Source organism: Paenibacillus sp. MDMC362 (genome assembly GCF_003269305.1).
Taxonomy (GTDB): Bacteria; Bacillota; Bacilli; order Paenibacillales; family Paenibacillaceae; genus Paenibacillus_AQ.
In genome coordinates this window covers 20412-34717 of record NZ_QLYT01000052.1, presented here as the reverse complement: position 1 = coordinate 34717, position 14306 = coordinate 20412, and the positions used below count along the sequence as shown (strand labels likewise).

13 protein-coding genes are annotated in these 14306 nt (G+C 48.9%); 4 read left to right on the top strand and 9 right to left on the bottom strand.

Annotated features, from left to right (window positions below):
• Positions 1-194 precede the first annotated feature (194 nt).
• A complete protein-coding gene (locus DP091_RS24400) occupies positions 195-1175 on the bottom strand; it encodes a copper amine oxidase N-terminal domain-containing protein (RefSeq protein WP_113060692.1) in 981 nt (326 codons plus the stop codon).
• Positions 1176-1382: 207 nt separating this feature from the next.
• On the opposite strand from DP091_RS24400, the gene DP091_RS32485 reads away from it, so the two are divergent.
• Entirely contained in the window at positions 1383-1688 is a 306-nt protein-coding gene (locus tag DP091_RS32485) for a YczF family membrane protein (RefSeq protein ID WP_483874484.1), read from the top strand.
• Here the strand turns inward: DP091_RS32485 and DP091_RS24390 are convergent.
• From DP091_RS24390 to DP091_RS24380, 3 genes are read right to left on the bottom strand one after another with little or no spacing between them, the layout of a single operon-like run.
• Positions 1683-2804 carry a GerAB/ArcD/ProY family transporter gene (locus DP091_RS24390; RefSeq protein ID WP_113060690.1) on the bottom strand — a complete coding sequence of 374 codons (1122 nt, stop codon included), beginning with the start codon at positions 2802-2804 and terminating at the stop codon, positions 1683-1685. The genes DP091_RS32485 and DP091_RS24390 overlap by 6 nt on opposite strands.
• 14 nt (positions 2805-2818) lie before the next feature.
• Positions 2819-4033, bottom strand: coding sequence for a Ger(x)C family spore germination protein (locus DP091_RS24385; RefSeq protein ID WP_113060689.1), 1215 nt, complete (start codon positions 4031-4033; stop codon positions 2819-2821).
• Between the two features lie 18 nt (positions 4034-4051).
• Positions 4052-5737: a spore germination protein gene (locus DP091_RS24380; protein ID WP_113060688.1), complete on the bottom strand. Its 1686-nt coding sequence runs from the start codon at positions 5735-5737 to the stop codon at positions 4052-4054.
• 150 nt (positions 5738-5887) lie between these two features.
• Between DP091_RS24380 and DP091_RS24375 the strand changes: the two genes are divergently transcribed.
• Positions 5888-6571, top strand: a complete 684-nt coding sequence (locus tag DP091_RS24375; RefSeq protein WP_113060687.1) for a lysoplasmalogenase — start codon at positions 5888-5890, stop codon at positions 6569-6571.
• Positions 6572-6698: 127 nt separating this feature from the next.
• Here DP091_RS24375 and DP091_RS24370 read toward each other — a convergent pair whose 3' ends face one another.
• The 5 genes from DP091_RS24370 to DP091_RS24350 all read right to left on the bottom strand — a co-directional run bounded on the left by DP091_RS24370 (position 6699) and on the right by DP091_RS24350 (position 12221).
• Positions 6699-7412 carry an MgtC/SapB family protein gene (locus DP091_RS24370; RefSeq protein WP_100538530.1) on the bottom strand — a complete coding sequence of 238 codons (714 nt, stop codon included), beginning with the start codon at positions 7410-7412 and terminating at the stop codon, positions 6699-6701.
• A 43-nt stretch (positions 7413-7455) separates the two neighbouring features.
• Positions 7456-8061, bottom strand: a complete 606-nt coding sequence (locus DP091_RS24365; RefSeq protein WP_071223375.1) for a glycerol-3-phosphate responsive antiterminator — start codon at positions 8059-8061, stop codon at positions 7456-7458.
• 67 nt (positions 8062-8128) lie between these two features.
• Positions 8129-8941 carry an HAD-IIA family hydrolase gene (locus tag DP091_RS24360; RefSeq protein WP_113060686.1) on the bottom strand — a complete coding sequence of 271 codons (813 nt, stop codon included), beginning with the start codon at positions 8939-8941 and terminating at the stop codon, positions 8129-8131.
• A gap of 333 nt (positions 8942-9274) precedes the next feature.
• Positions 9275-11038 carry a glycerol-3-phosphate dehydrogenase/oxidase gene (locus DP091_RS24355; protein ID WP_113060685.1) on the bottom strand — a complete coding sequence of 588 codons (1764 nt, stop codon included), beginning with the start codon at positions 11036-11038 and terminating at the stop codon, positions 9275-9277.
• 325 nt (positions 11039-11363) lie between these two features.
• Entirely contained in the window at positions 11364-12221 is an 858-nt protein-coding gene (locus DP091_RS24350; RefSeq protein ID WP_113060684.1) for an AraC family transcriptional regulator, read from the bottom strand.
• A 126-nt stretch (positions 12222-12347) separates the two neighbouring features.
• Between DP091_RS24350 and DP091_RS24345 the strand changes: the two genes are divergently transcribed.
• Together DP091_RS24345 and DP091_RS24340 are read left to right on the top strand one after the other, a co-directional pair.
• Positions 12348-13406, top strand: coding sequence for a Gfo/Idh/MocA family protein (locus tag DP091_RS24345; protein WP_113060683.1), 1059 nt, complete (start codon positions 12348-12350; stop codon positions 13404-13406).
• Positions 13403-14260: a sugar phosphate isomerase/epimerase family protein gene (locus DP091_RS24340; RefSeq protein ID WP_113060682.1), complete on the top strand. Its 858-nt coding sequence runs from the start codon at positions 13403-13405 to the stop codon at positions 14258-14260. The genes DP091_RS24345 and DP091_RS24340 overlap by 4 nt, the downstream gene beginning before the upstream one ends.
• Positions 14261-14306: the final 46 nt, after the last annotated feature.

Here is a 14306-nt window from a genome sequence, read left to right as displayed (position 1 = left end):
GGGGTTAGCCCACACGGACCTGAACCGTGCGCGTCTGCCAATTCCGCCACGACCGCATGTTATGTAAGTTGTGATCGAGTTGATCACCGTAATTAAGAGTATATAACGCCCCAAGTTAAAAAGCAAGCATTTAAAAAAAAAAAAAAATGTCGAACCCATCAAACTCATATGGTTTCGACAGCACAAGTCTATTTTCAGATCGTCCATTGATCATGAATCACACCAGATAACACCCAAGCCTCCCCATATTGTTCAAATACAAGCCGGAGGCTTTCCCAATCCATCCCCGCATAATCAGGATGAACTCCTTCGTAATAATACTCGACGATGACGGCTCCCTTATACTGGCTGCTTGCATTATTCAGCGTATTTCCTTCGCTCTTGGATTGGTTGTAACCGATCCATGGCGCTGCGGCAAAATCAAGGGTATAGACGAATTTATGATAATAGCTCTCAAAATTCATGGAGATCGGCTCTCCGCTGCCATCATACTCGCCCCAGCGGTATAAGGTGTCGTGGTTAAATCCCTTCCTCAGCTGCTGCTTGCTAAGTGTGACATCCTTCTGCCGTTCGACATGCGCATAAGGGGAAAAGATAATGCCGTTTGGATGAGCCAGCTCGGCAAGCTTCTCAAAATCCTTGTTTTTCAAAAGTGTTACCGCCTGATTACTCTTTTCCGACAGGGCAGCTTCTGCCTCCTTCGGTGTGAGCAGCGGATAGATCATAGCTTCTTTAGCCTGGTTGTTCCAGATAACCTTGCCTCCAAGACCCTCTGCCGAGAAGCGGAGGGGGATATAAACACGTCTCTCCTTGAGCAGAGGCGGGGCATCCAGAGTTACAGCTTTGCTGTCTCTAATGGCGTGATTCTGCCCCACGGTGTAGCTTGTCGTATGTTTACCATGACTCACAATGGCCGTCAGCTTGGCTTGATCCCAGCGCACTTCGGCTCCCATCGCTGCTGAAATGCCGCGGAAAGGCACCATCACCCTGCCGTTATGAATAAAGGGAGGCGATTCCAGCAGAAGCCGACCTCCATTCACTCGAACTTCGATAGGTCTGCCTGAGGATGTGTCCGCAGCCCAAACTTCTCCTCCAGAAGACATGTGACCGGTTATCCCTATCACTGCCGCCATGATACCGGCCAGCAGCCTTCTCACGCCTTGGCGTTTCTTCATCACAAGCTCTTCCTCCCTAAGCCAAAGTTCTCTATCCATTTCCATTATAAAGGATCTATAACCCTTAGGCCCATCCATAAACGGCATTTTGCTATTCTTCTGTTCCTGTCGGTTCATATGCTGACCCTTGCAGAGCTTTGTTCGATTAGGCACAACTCTCCTTTGTATGTTTATTCAATAAACCCTTCATACTAATACAACGTTGTCATGGATTGGCAAGTCATAAACCATAGGAAATGCGAGGAAGTAACGATGTATGTCAAAAAATATGCGATCACCCTGTTATTAGGCTTTCTTTGCCTGTCTTATACCGTACTTACAGATTGTCTGTTCGGGTTCCCATGGTACAACTTTATGATCAACTGGCAGTTTACTCTATTCTCCATCGTAGAGAAGCTGACGGTGACGGTGCTGCTATGCCTCCTGATCCTTCCTGATTGTTATCGAGCATTCAAAAATAAAAAGCCCCGTGATTCAAGCCAAAGTCCTGGAAACGCGGGACAGGGTTCATGAACCGGAGCTAGAGTCGGACTTGGTCTTTCCCTTGGAGCTTGCTCGGCGAATCAAACCGATCACGACAAGCACCAAGGGTACAGCGATTGAAAATATAGGGAGAACCATGTATAGATGCTGGCTTCCTTTCATGAGATGCTCGCTATACGAACGGGCAAGAATCATCGAGTTCCCGAGCATGATTAAAGCGAAAGGATAGATCAATTTTTGAAAGGGAATGTTGAACAGCTCGGATGCAGAGATCAATGCGGCATAAAAATACACACTTATTTTAAAAAACACACCAATAATAAGAACCATCACAATCAAAATTTCCGTCCGCTCAATGAACTCCGCAATATTGGCTTTTCCGACCATTGTCAGCAGAGGAAAAACCGAACGCTCCACAATGTTCTCGCCAAGGACGGAAATGGTAACGGCAGAGGTTAGCGCCAGGATCACTCCGCTGAATAAAATAGCCCAATATCCCGCCCTAATCCCGCTCTTCTGACGGCTCAGATGTGGAAGGAGAACTGTAGCAACAATCAGCTCACCAAACGGGAAATGCATATTTTTTTTCAATACAGATTCAATGATCGGTTGTATGCCGTTGCCAAGGACGGGGAGCAAACGATCGACTTCCACGATCGCGGAAAATACGATAACCAGGGCGCTGAATACGCTGATCAGCAGAACAATCGCCAAGAAAATCAAAGCGGTTCGCCCAAGCACCTCCAATCCTTGATGCAGCACAAAAGCGACGGTCATCACCATGATCAAATTGACAATGAGGAGCGGGGTCTCCTTAAGGGCTGCCGATGCCATTACCAACAACCCTCCATCTACGATATCTCTGGAGCCTGTATACAGGTAAAACACGCAGTAAGATACTCCCACCAATCCACCTAAATATTTCCCAAGCAATATTCGATAATAAACCGTCGGCAGATGATCAGGAAACATGGTGTACAAATAAGCATTCAGCGAATACATCATCGTCCCGATTACCATGCCAATCAGCAGCCCAATCCAGGAGTCCTTACCGGCCTGCAGTCCCATATTGACGACCAGTGTCGTTCCGAACTGAAATAGAACCAGCAGCGAGAAGAACTGCAGCGGACTGATTTTCACCTTCACCTTTAAGCTCCCCTTTACTGGTTGTTCATGTTGTATTTAAAGGAGCGATCTCTCATTTGAGAGTTACGCACAACGGATTTCACATGATATTCCACTTCCAATTGCGGAAAGATCACATCCCATCGTCCCTTCATTTTACGCCAGGCTTCTGGTCTGGCGCGTTCTACCGTTTGACCGAATTCGAGGATATCACTATTCGCTTTTTGACACTTCTTCACGGCTAATTCCAGGATGCGCCCCACCTCTTTGTTAGCAGCTGCTTCAAGCGTTCTCATAGAATTCGGGTTCCGCAAGTCGATGTCGCTCATCACTTCCCGGATCGAGAAATTAGGCTCGACGATTATGTGGATAACGGGTTGGAGCGGTTCTTTGAATTTCACTTCCAGCCGGGTCTTCGATCGCATGACATCCAATGCAATTTCGCCTTGTCCATGTTCAAGACTTATATTTAATGGCGTTGTATGCATTTTATTCTTGATCCACACGGTTCCCTTGCTCTCTTCCCTGGTCATCCAAGCTTTAAGTTTGTCTCCTTTAAAAACAGCCAGATTAGAAATGACACCCAGTCCTGCACTCTCCGAGCTTTCGAGATTGGATTTCTTGACGGCTTGATGCACATCTCCTTCGATCATGACGCCGTTTATGACAGGCCCGCCGCCGGGAACGAGCAGATCCCGAATGACATCGTCTACTTCTACACGAAAGTTTTCGCTTAACTGTCTTGAGGTTAACTCAATCTTCTGTACAAGCGCGAAAGCCGTAATCTTTCCGATAGGCGTCAGTACGGCAACCACGTCCTCTGCCCTTTGTCCTTCCGCGGCAACCAATATTTCGGTTGTCAATCGAATATCGGAATCACGATCCAAATAATCGAATAGATCGATAATTCCGTTTCTGGCTACTTCGTCGGATATTACAATTAATCCTGTGTGGGCAAGCGAAATGATGCGTGGTACTTTGCGAGACGTATTTCGCATCGCTTCGATGATTGTTTTTCCGGTTGCCTTGTATATGGATGTAGGTGTCGCTCCCCTGCCTGCTTTACCGGATATTTCATCCGCGATGATGGTCTGGAAGGAAATCATATATTGCTGCTCTTCTTCCTTCCAGTCAATGCCGATACCAGCGACAATGGCCCGCTTATTCAATTCAGTCGCATCCCAGCAGCCCGTTATCGTGCTCAGGCAGCAGCACACGAGGATGCTGACCAACCATCTGTATCTGAACATATCCGGACACCCCTAACGTTAATTACGATTGGACTCAGCGGCCGGAACAGCCGTCTTCAGGTCCCCCATATTACTGTTATCCCTTCCGGCGTTCGGTTTGTTTAAACCGAATGACGGATTCCCGGTTTCCTGCGATGCGGCTTCCCCCGATGCACCTCGATTACTGTCTGAATGAGATGCGGACAAGGCTTCCGCTTGGATCGATTTGAAAGGCATTCGGATGACAGCGTCTTTTTGACTCCGCAATCGAAAAGGACTGATCGGCGATAAATAGGGAACTCCGAACGAACGGAGACTATTCATATGGGCGACAAGGATGATTAATCCCAGCGTCAGCCCGTAAAATCCGAACAAGCCGGCCAATACCATAAATGCGAACCGTATCAAGCGTCCGGCGATGGATAGGTTGTAGGCCGGTATGGCAAAGCTTGCAATACCGGTTAAAGCCACGACAATGACCATCGCTGGCGTAATCAGGCCGGCTTCAACGACGGCCTGTCCCAGGATCAAGGCACCCACAACCGAGACGGTCTGCCCGATGGCTCTGGGCATCCTCACACCGGCCTCACGCAGAATTTCAAATACGATTTCCATCAGCATCGCTTCGACAAAGGCGGGAAACGGTACCCCTTCCCGCTGGGCAACCAAACTGATCAGCAATAAGGTCGGCACCATTTCGTAATGAAAGGTGGTGAGGGCTATATAAACCGATGGGCCCAGGATCAGAATAATAAAACTGAGATAGCGGACAATCCGCATCACAATCGCAATATCAAAACGCTGTGCATAATCTTCGGGTGATTGAAAAAAATTTACAAATACCGTTGGAAGAACCAGAACGAAGGGGGTGCCATCAACCAGGACGATGATCCTGCCTTCCAGCAATTTACTGGCGGCATCGTCTGGCCGCTCCGTATTATAGATCGTGGGAAAAGGGGTCACCGTTTTATCCTGAATAAATTCTTCAATATAAGCCGATTCCAGAATCCCTTCAATCTCGATATGATTCAGCCGTTCTTTAATCTCCTTTACGATGCCGTGATCTGCTTTTCCCTTCACATACATAAGAGCCACGTGGGTATGGGTTATCGATCCGATTTTCATGGTCTCCAGCCAGAGATCGGGGGATTTCAACCTCCGCCGAATAAGGGATATGTTGGTAGCGATGGACTCCACGAAGCTATCCTTGGGTCCGCGAACAACAAGCTGGGAGGTCGGCTCGGTAACGGATCTCCATTCTCCGCCCTGCGTGCCCGCTACGATGGCTTTCTCAGCACCTTCCAGCAGGATGACCGTATCCCCTGACAATATGGCCAGCATAATGTCGTTCCATTCGGTCATTATTTTGGATTCCCCCATCGACAGCCCATCCTTCATGATGTTGTCCAAGAAGACATCGGGCCCCTCACCCTTATATAGATCGGGGGTTAAACGCAGGAGAGAATCCATTACGAAATTGTTGACCATCTCAGGATTGCTGAGTCCGTTCAAATATACAATGGCACAGTTCTCCTCTGGCTCACCGCCCAGCTTCAAACGGCGAGTCACAATATCCGGGCTGTCTCCGGACTCAGTCCGTATCCGATCGAGCAGCTCTTGTATGTGGCCTGAAATCACGGATGATCCTGACTTCGAGGATACCGCCTGCTCCTCCGATTTTTTTGCGGGAATCGGGCGGCGGTTTCGAGATCGGTAGCGTATCATGTTGTCGGTACCCCCATCCTTCAAAGCTCAAGTTAACTCCATTATTTGCTTTACATTCCTATTTCATGCGGAGACCGCAAAGAGGGATTGGGACGCTGTAAGAAGAATTGTCTAAACATGAAGATTCACATTGTGTGGGGAGGTTTATAGTTGAAACGATACGTGCTGCCATTTATCATCCTGATCATGAGTCTGCTTTATATTTTCTTCATTCCTTCCGAGCCCTTGCTCGTGAAACTCCTGTTCAAGCTCATACCGATGTGGCTCATCATCCTGCTTGCCTATCGGCAATTCCCGCCCCATGCCTCTAAAGTTCACTATCTTCTGTTATCGGGACTGTTCTTCTGCATGATCGGTGACGGCACGCTCATCTGGTTTGTCGTGGGCCTTGCCGCTTTTCTGATCGGTCATCTGTTTTATACGGCTGGATTTCTAGGGAAATGGCGATATTCGCTTCCCCGCCTCCTCAGCATCGTACCGATTGCGGCTTATTCGGTATGGATGGGCATTCCATTGGTGTCCTCTCTCAAGTCAAACGGGGAGCAAGCTTTGATGATTCCCGTCATCGCTTATATCGCCGTCATCTCGACCATGCTCTGGACAGCCATCATGACCGGGAATCGGTATGCGATGGTTGGAAGCCTGCTCTTTGTCATCTCGGACTCGATCTTGTCCTGGAACATGTTTGTTGCCGATATCCGCTATTCGAACGTCTGGATTATGACCACTTATTACGCGGCCCAATTCCTGATTGCCAGAAGCATCTCGGCTTTTGACAGTCCTCGAGTACAGGCCTTGGGAAGCTCGTCCTTGAATACATCTGCCGCCCCATAGCAAAGAAGACATAAAAAAGCCAAGCCCGGGTCCACCCGGGCTCAGCCCTGTATAGCATGTTGGGTCCAATCATGGAACTGAAACTGATCATGTAACTTTTTTGCTCATCAATCCATACAAGAAGCCCTTAATCCCGCCAGTTCATACGAACCTGCTTAATGCCTTCTACCTGCCACAACTGCTCGAATAATCCGTTAATTCCCTTGCTGTTAAAAGAATACACCCGGAATTCCATCGTCACCTTGGTCGAATCGTCCTCCGTCGTGTCATTATTCACGATCATGCCTTCCACCGTCATATTGGCCTTTTGCAGCAATTCGGTAATGGTACTCACATGAACCGGACGGTCTCCGGCCTCAATGATGATCTTCAAGCTGCCTGACTTTTTGATAAACAGAAATTTCGATTCCAGTTTATTTAACACCAGCGTGCTGACCAGAACGATCGCCGTCGTTATGATCGCCGGCCAGTAAAAACCGGAGCCGACACTTAAACCGATAGCAGCCGCCACCCAAAGAGTTGCCGCCGTGGTAAGACCTGAAATGATATGATTGGAACGCCGCAATATAGCCCCGGCACCAAGGAATCCGATACCGCTTACAACTTGTGCCGCCAGCCGGGCAGGATCAAACCTCGCATTGGGATGATTAATCAGTGCAGAATCAAAACCGTAAATGGAAGTCAGCATAATCAGCGTTGATCCGACAGCCACCAAGAGATGGGTTTTTAAACCGGCCTGCTTATTTCTGCGTTCCCGCTCCCAACCGATTAAACCGCCAAGCAATGCAGCGAACAGCAGCCGCATCAGCATGGTTTCCGTATCCAGTTGAAACACATCCATTCCCTAATCTCCACCCATCTTTGTCATGTAAGGCGGCTCTTCGCTATACCATATGTTCATCCTGCCAGCGCCATAACTCTTTGCTGGAGGTGGATATGCCAATTACACCGCTCTTCAAAGCCGTATCAAAATCCTCCAAATCGATCATGAGTCCTCCAGCAATGACGGGCACGTCCACTTCTGCGCGAATCCGTTCCATGATCCGCTGACACACCATGCCCGGCAGCACTTCAATGGCATCCGGATTGGAGGCCTTAATCATCTTGATCCCGTTGTCCAGCGAAACGGAATCGAATACAAACAGACGCTGGACCGTCAACAAGCCCAGTTTCTTCGCTTCTACAATCGCCGTGTTTTTTGTCGTGACAATACCGTCAATGCCCACCTTTTCAGCTAAATACTTAACCCCCGTTTTATCTTTACCGATCCCTTCGATCAGATCAAAATGCACAAACGAGAGCTTGCCCGCCTCCCGAATCTGTTCAACGATCGATTCGATGATAAAAATATCGGTTTTGAGAATAAACACGATATTCGATTCGGTCGCCAGCACAGCAGGGAGTTCATCGGCATTCATTAATGAAGTAATAATGGGCTTACGCTTCAAGCAATACGATATTCGTTGTGCACCTTCAACACTGGTTTTCATGTCTTCACCTCGTTGCCGCCGCAACATCTCCATTTCTCCCGTTGCCCCGGCATATTTTTGTTTATGCTCATGACTTTGCTTCATCTGTCTGCTTCACGGCAGTACCGCTGAGATAAATATCGTAGACCGAATTCAATACATAGGTGGGCTTCACGCTGCTGTCCATCAGATCGTCCCTGCTCGATACGCCGGTCAGCACCATTGCCGTACTCATCCCTGCCTGATTTCCCATCTTGATATCCGTCTCCAGCCGATCCCCCGACATCAGACAATCTTCGGCCTTCACTCCCAAAATATCAAGAGCGGTCAACGCCGTCAAGACGGAGGGCTTGCCCATGACGGTCGTGATTGTAATGCCGGCGGTGCCTTCGATGGCACCGATCATGCCGCCGCAATCCGGGACTTCGCCGCCAGGCATCGGACATGTTCGATCCGGGTGGGTGGCAATCACATCGGCGCCCCGTTTAATCGCCTGATATGCAAAATCCAGATGGCGGTAGTGGAAATCCCGGTCCCACGATACAACCACAACGTCGGTTTCCTTTGGCGATGAGGCGAATCGTATTCCATTGTCCAGCAGCTCATTCTTCAATATTTCCTCGCCAATGACATACACCTTTGCGCCCGGATGATGCTTCTGAAGATAATGAATCGTAACCAGCGCAGGGTTCAATATATTGTTCAGCTCAACTTGAATGCCAAGCTTCCTTAATTTCTTTAAATAGTTTTCCCGGGAATCTATCGTTTTGTTGGTCAAAAACAATAGTTTCTTACCCAGTCCCTGCAAATAATGAATGGTCTCCACCGCACCATCAATGGCCTCAGCCCCAAGATAAATCGTACCGTCCAAATCAAAAATATAACCTGAATAGTGATCCATGTTTCGTTCTCCTCTGCATGTTCAATCTGTAATTTCGCCCGTAAACGTAAATTGGACATGTTCTGGCCAGATCAGTTCTGTTAATGGACCCACAGTCCCCATCCGTAAAGTATACATATGAGGGTGTCATGCCCTTTAGTCCTTGGACAAGCGGTTCCATGCGGTACAAAAAAATGAGAAGCACTTTGCACTGAAAAAGCCTTCATTCATGACAAATGAAAGTTCTCGTTATGCAAAGGGCTTCTCATCATCTCTGCCCAGCTCTATAACTTTATATGGTTATACTACATCCACATTTTACATTTGACAAGATGATCCCGATAAATAAGATGCCTATCGATTCATCGCCGACACGGCGGAGGAATGGTCGGCTTCCTGGTCGGAGCTCGATCCTGTGACGTCTTCCCGATCCGGCGGATCCGTAAACCGTTCTATCCCGCTGCCTTCCGCCACTCCCCATGCCAATTGCAATTGATCCTGCAGCAGTTCCCATTGCCTGTCGACTTCCTCTTGATTCCATTCAAAATATTCACGCATCAGCCTCATGACGGGAGCAATGGTCCGCTCGGTTTTTTGCCGGTCGAATAATAACCAACCCGTTCTTCTTAACAGAAAATCGACTGCGGTCATCGTCATCTCATATTCGATGGAATACTCGATTTCCGCACGTAACAATCGAAGCTCGGTCGTTTCCGCTTCCTGCGCAGAGGCAGCGACCCGGTTCATCAGCTCCATCGTATTGGAGCCGTACCTGTTCATAAGGCTCAGAATGTCCTCGGGTCTGATATCAAGGGATTCACCCTGCTTGATCAACTTCTTCTGAACCTCCTCATAGGTGAGGCCGTTCAGGTCGCCCCCGCTGATGGGAACCCGATCCGTCGTACAAGGAGGATAGATGGTGCCGTCGGCGTCTTGAAGCTGTCTGGCTGCAAGGTTCACTACCTTTTCGGCCATTTTCCGAAATCCGGTCAGCTTTCCGCCTGCAATGGTGATCAACCCGGAATCGGATATAATCATCTCATCTTTTCTCGAAATTTCCGAAGGGTCTTTTCCTTCCTCACGGACGAGGGGCCGCAAGCCCGACCATCCGGATTCGATATCATCCGGCCCCAGCCTTGACTCCGGGAAAGCATGATTCACCGCATCGATCAGATATCGCCGATCCTCCCCGGTAATGCCAGGCGTCTCAATCGCCCCCTCGTAAACGGTATCGGTCGTGCCGATGTAGGTCTTGCCCTCTCTTGGAATGACAAAAATCATTCGGCCGCCCGGCACATCGAAATAAGCAGCCTGCCGTATGGGAAGCTTGGCATGATCCACGACCAGGTGAACGCCTTTGGTTAAGAGCAGGCGCTTTCCCTTGAGCGAATTATCTTTAAGCCTGACCTGATCCACCCATGGCCCGGCGGCATTGATGATTTTTTTGGCGTATATCATATAGCTCTTGCCACTCACTTGGTCTTCTACATGAGCTCCTACAACTTTTCCTCCTCGATACATGAATTCCTGGACTTTGGCATAATTCGCGATGAGCGCTCCCTTGGCTCTTGCAGACTTCAGCACTTCCACCGTTAATCGAGCATCATCGGTTCGGTATTCATAATAATAACCGGAACCTATCAATCCCTCCTTTCGAAAGAGCGGTTCAAGGGTCAGGGTACTCTCGCGCCGGAACATCTTGCGCCGTTCACCGCGTTTGACCCCTGCCAGCCAGTCGTACAGATACAATCCGATCGCGCTGGCTAGATAACCATAAGTGCCTTTTTTATAAATGGGGAGCAGCATCGGAATAGGCTCCACCAGATGCGGAGCGCTCCGGTGAAGCAGTGCCCGTTCAGAACCCACCTCACGTACCAAGCCGATCTCTCCTTGCTTCAGATACCGAAGACCGCCATGAATCAGCTTCGTTGATCTACTGCTCGTTCCCGAAGCAAAATCATTCATTTCCACCAATCCGACGCTCATCCCTCTGCAGCTGGCGTCCCAAGCAATTCCCGCACCCGTGATACCCCCGCCAATCACCAGCACATCCAGCTTTTTTGCCGACATGTCCTGCAAATATTGGGTCCGCATCTTGGCGGATAAGCTTGTGTCCACCTGTCATTCTCCTCTCTGAATTTAAAATAAGGAACCTATTCCACCATAAGAAAAACGTCTATCGACGTACTTTATCTCAAGACAGACCGCATTTTGCGGAAGTTTTTCTTGCGAGATAAGGATGCTAAGCCTCGTATGATACTTTCTTATCTCTTCAAAAAAAGAACCGCTTCTGCTTGGAATGCATACCAAATACAGTACGCATTTAAGCAAAAGGGTTCTCCGTTATCTCCGCCTCTTTATGCAATAAATATGATTATTCATTATAGGTTGCTTTTATACTTATGTCTACATGGAGCCTATTCAGAACCGTTAAAGCCGATTCTCACTTTTTCCGTAATGCCGATGGAGCCATGCTTTTATATTTCTTGAAGGTTCGACTGAAATAATAAATATCATTAAACCCGGTCGCAGCCGCGATTTCGGATACGGTAAGCGGACTCTCGCGAAGGAGATAATCCGCCCGGTTGAGCCTCGTCTCATTCACATACTCCGTCACGGTCCGGCCGCTGATCTCCTTGAACAACCGGCTGAAATGAAAACGGCTGAGACCGGCCATGCCGGATAACTGCTCCACCGACAGATCCTCCCGGTAATGCTCCTCGATATACTTGAAGATCGGGGCAAACCGCTCGACGTTCTTCATTCTCTCGACGTATTCATCCAGGGTAAGAACCGTCGCTACATAACCTCGAACAAGCAGCGTAAGCAGCCGATACAGCTCTGATTTGACGGCCAGCTCATAACCGAATTCCCGCTGTTCCAGCTCATGAATGATAGACAGCATGGAGGCTAGCGCATCATCCCCGCTAATTCGGTTCTCGAAGATCAGCCGATTCTGGGTGATCGGCGTGATGAATTTCATCTCGGTTGCATCCAGCGAATGGCTCTGAAGCAGCGAGAAGTCCGCGATTAACGCATAATAAAACAAATGATCCGACAGGCTGAGGCCGTAATGCAGCTCATTCCGGTTAATGACGATCATATCGCCTTCCTTGACCGTGAAGGTGGACGAGCCGCACTCCAGACTCGCTTCTCCTGATACAATGTATAGAATTTCAAGATGTTCATGCCAATGGTGGTTAAACAAAACCTGTCCCCGTCCATCAAACTCGCAACGATGAACCTTAATCGGAAACTGAGGATCCGGCATCGTCATCGGTTCTCGCAGTGTTTTGTCCAATGTTCTGATCTCCTTCCAGTAAGACAGCACAATTGTACAAACAAACAGCACGGTTTATCATGGTGTCTTCCTCTAAAAGCATTATAATACGAAAGTGTAATGCAGTAAATTCAGAGGAGTGAACTCATGAAATCTATTAATGTTGGCGTCATTGGCACGGGATCGATCTCTGCTATGCATTTGCAATCCTATGAGAAACATGCGAACGCGAATTTGCTCGCCGTGTGCGATTTAAATGAAGAAAGAGCACAGCGTGCAGCTGAAAAATACGGTGCTACCAAAGTCTACACCGATTATAACGAACTTCTGGCTGATCCGGAAATCGATGCAGTAAGCATCTGTACCTGGAACAATACGCATGCCGAAATCAGCATTGCGGCACTGAATGCGGGCAAACATGTCCTGGTTGAGAAACCTCTCTGCCGGACCGTTGAGGAAGCGCTTCAAGTACAGGAAGCCGTTAAATCCTCCGGCAAACTGCTTCAGGTCGGCTTCGTAAGACGTTACGACCCTAACGCTCAGATGCTCCGCGAGTTTGCAGACAAGGGTGAATTTGGGGACATCTACTTTGCGAAGGCTTCCTCCGTTCGCCGTCTTGGCAATCCAGGCGGCTGGTTCTCTGACATTGAGCGTTCCGGCGGCGGACCTCTCATCGATATCGGGGTGCATGTCATTGATCTGTGTTGGTACATGATGGGTCGTCCCAAACCGGTTTCCGTCAGCGCCAATACATACCGAAAGCTGGGCAATCGCTCTAATGTTCGCAACCTCTCCTTCTACAAAGCGGCTGACTATGACGCGGAGAAGAACACGGTTGAGGATATGGCGAATGCGATGATCCGTTTTGAAAACGGCGCCTCTTTGCTGGTGGACGTCAGCTTCACGCTGCACTCGAAGGAGAATCTGCAATCCGTTAAATTGTATGGAGACAAGGGCGGATTCGAGATTGATCCAGAGGTGGTCATCGTAACGGAGAAGCACGATACCATCATCAACATCCAGCCTCAAACGGACAACAAAGGATTCGATTTCAACGCGGCTTTCCAAAGCGAAGTCGATCATTTCATTTCCAGCATCGAGAACGGCACGTCACCTCTCAGCCCGGTGGAAGACGGCGTTGAGATCATGAAGATTCTGTGCGGGATCTATGAATCCGCCGAAAAAGGGGTTGAGGTTCTCTTATGAAACTTGGAATAAGCTCATACAGCCTGTACCAGGCCATGAATAAAGGCGAAATGACCATTACTGATGTCATCGACTACGTTGCAGAAATCGGGGGAGAGCATATCGAAATCGTTCCGCTGGGCTTTAACCTGAAGGAAACGCCGGAGTTGATCGATACCATTAAATCCCATGCCGCTTCCAAAGGGCTTGAGATCTCCAATTATGCCATCGGCGCCAATTTTGCTGAACTGGATGATGCAGCATATGAAGCGGAGATTGAAAGAGTTAAAGGCGAAGTGGACATTGCGGCCGCGCTTGGCGTTAAGCTGATGCGCCACGACGTAGGCTCTTCCAAGGACTTGTCCATCACGCATTTCCTGGAGGAACTTCCCCGCCTGGCCAATGCATGCCGTATCATAGCCGATTACGCGGCAGAACGCGGCATTACAACAAGCGTGGAGAACCACGGCTATTTCATTCAACATAGCGATCGTGTAAAAGCGCTGGTTCAGACCGTTAATCACCCTAACTTCAAAACAACCCTGGACATTGGAAACTTCCTCTGTGCAGATGAGGTGTCGACTGTGGCTGTCAAGAACAACATCGGCTTGGCATCGATGGTTCACTTCAAGGACTTCTATTATCGCCCGGCTCACCGCGCACCTGGATCCGGTTGGTTTAACACCTCCAGCGGCAACTGGCTGCGTGGCGCGATTGTCGGCCAAGGCGATATCGATATGCCGGAAGTCGTTCGCATCGTGAAGGAATCCGGCTATGACGGCTACATCTCGATTGAATTCGAAGGGATGGAAGATTGCCGTACGGGAGCTAAGTTTGGATTGGAATATCTCCGTAAAACCTGGAATGAGGTTTAAGTTATACGGACGATGGAAGACACAAGGATGATATAAGGGGGATATT

Excerpts from the sequence above, each read along its gene's own strand:
- DP091_RS24360 (WP_113060686.1), bottom strand. The coding sequence starts at position 8,941 with ATGGATCACTATTCAGGTTATATTTTTGATTTGGACGGTACGATTTAT.
- DP091_RS24385 (WP_113060689.1), bottom strand. The coding sequence starts at position 4,033 with ATGTTCAGATACAGATGGTTGGTCAGCATCCTCGTGTGCTGCTGCCTG.
- DP091_RS32485 (WP_483874484.1), top strand. The coding sequence starts at position 1,383 with ATGGATTGGCAAGTCATAAACCATAGGAAATGCGAGGAAGTAACGATG.
- DP091_RS24400 (WP_113060692.1), bottom strand. The coding sequence starts at position 1,175 with ATGAAGAAACGCCAAGGCGTGAGAAGGCTGCTGGCCGGTATCATGGCG.
- DP091_RS24365 (WP_071223375.1), bottom strand. The coding sequence starts at position 8,061 with ATGAAAACCAGTGTTGAAGGTGCACAACGAATATCGTATTGCTTGAAG.
- DP091_RS24370 (WP_100538530.1), bottom strand. The coding sequence starts at position 7,412 with ATGGATGTGTTTCAACTGGATACGGAAACCATGCTGATGCGGCTGCTG.
- DP091_RS24380 (WP_113060688.1), bottom strand. The coding sequence starts at position 5,737 with ATGATACGCTACCGATCTCGAAACCGCCGCCCGATTCCCGCAAAAAAA.
- DP091_RS24340 (WP_113060682.1), top strand. The coding sequence starts at position 13,403 with ATGAAACTTGGAATAAGCTCATACAGCCTGTACCAGGCCATGAATAAA.
- DP091_RS24345 (WP_113060683.1), top strand. The coding sequence starts at position 12,348 with ATGAAATCTATTAATGTTGGCGTCATTGGCACGGGATCGATCTCTGCT.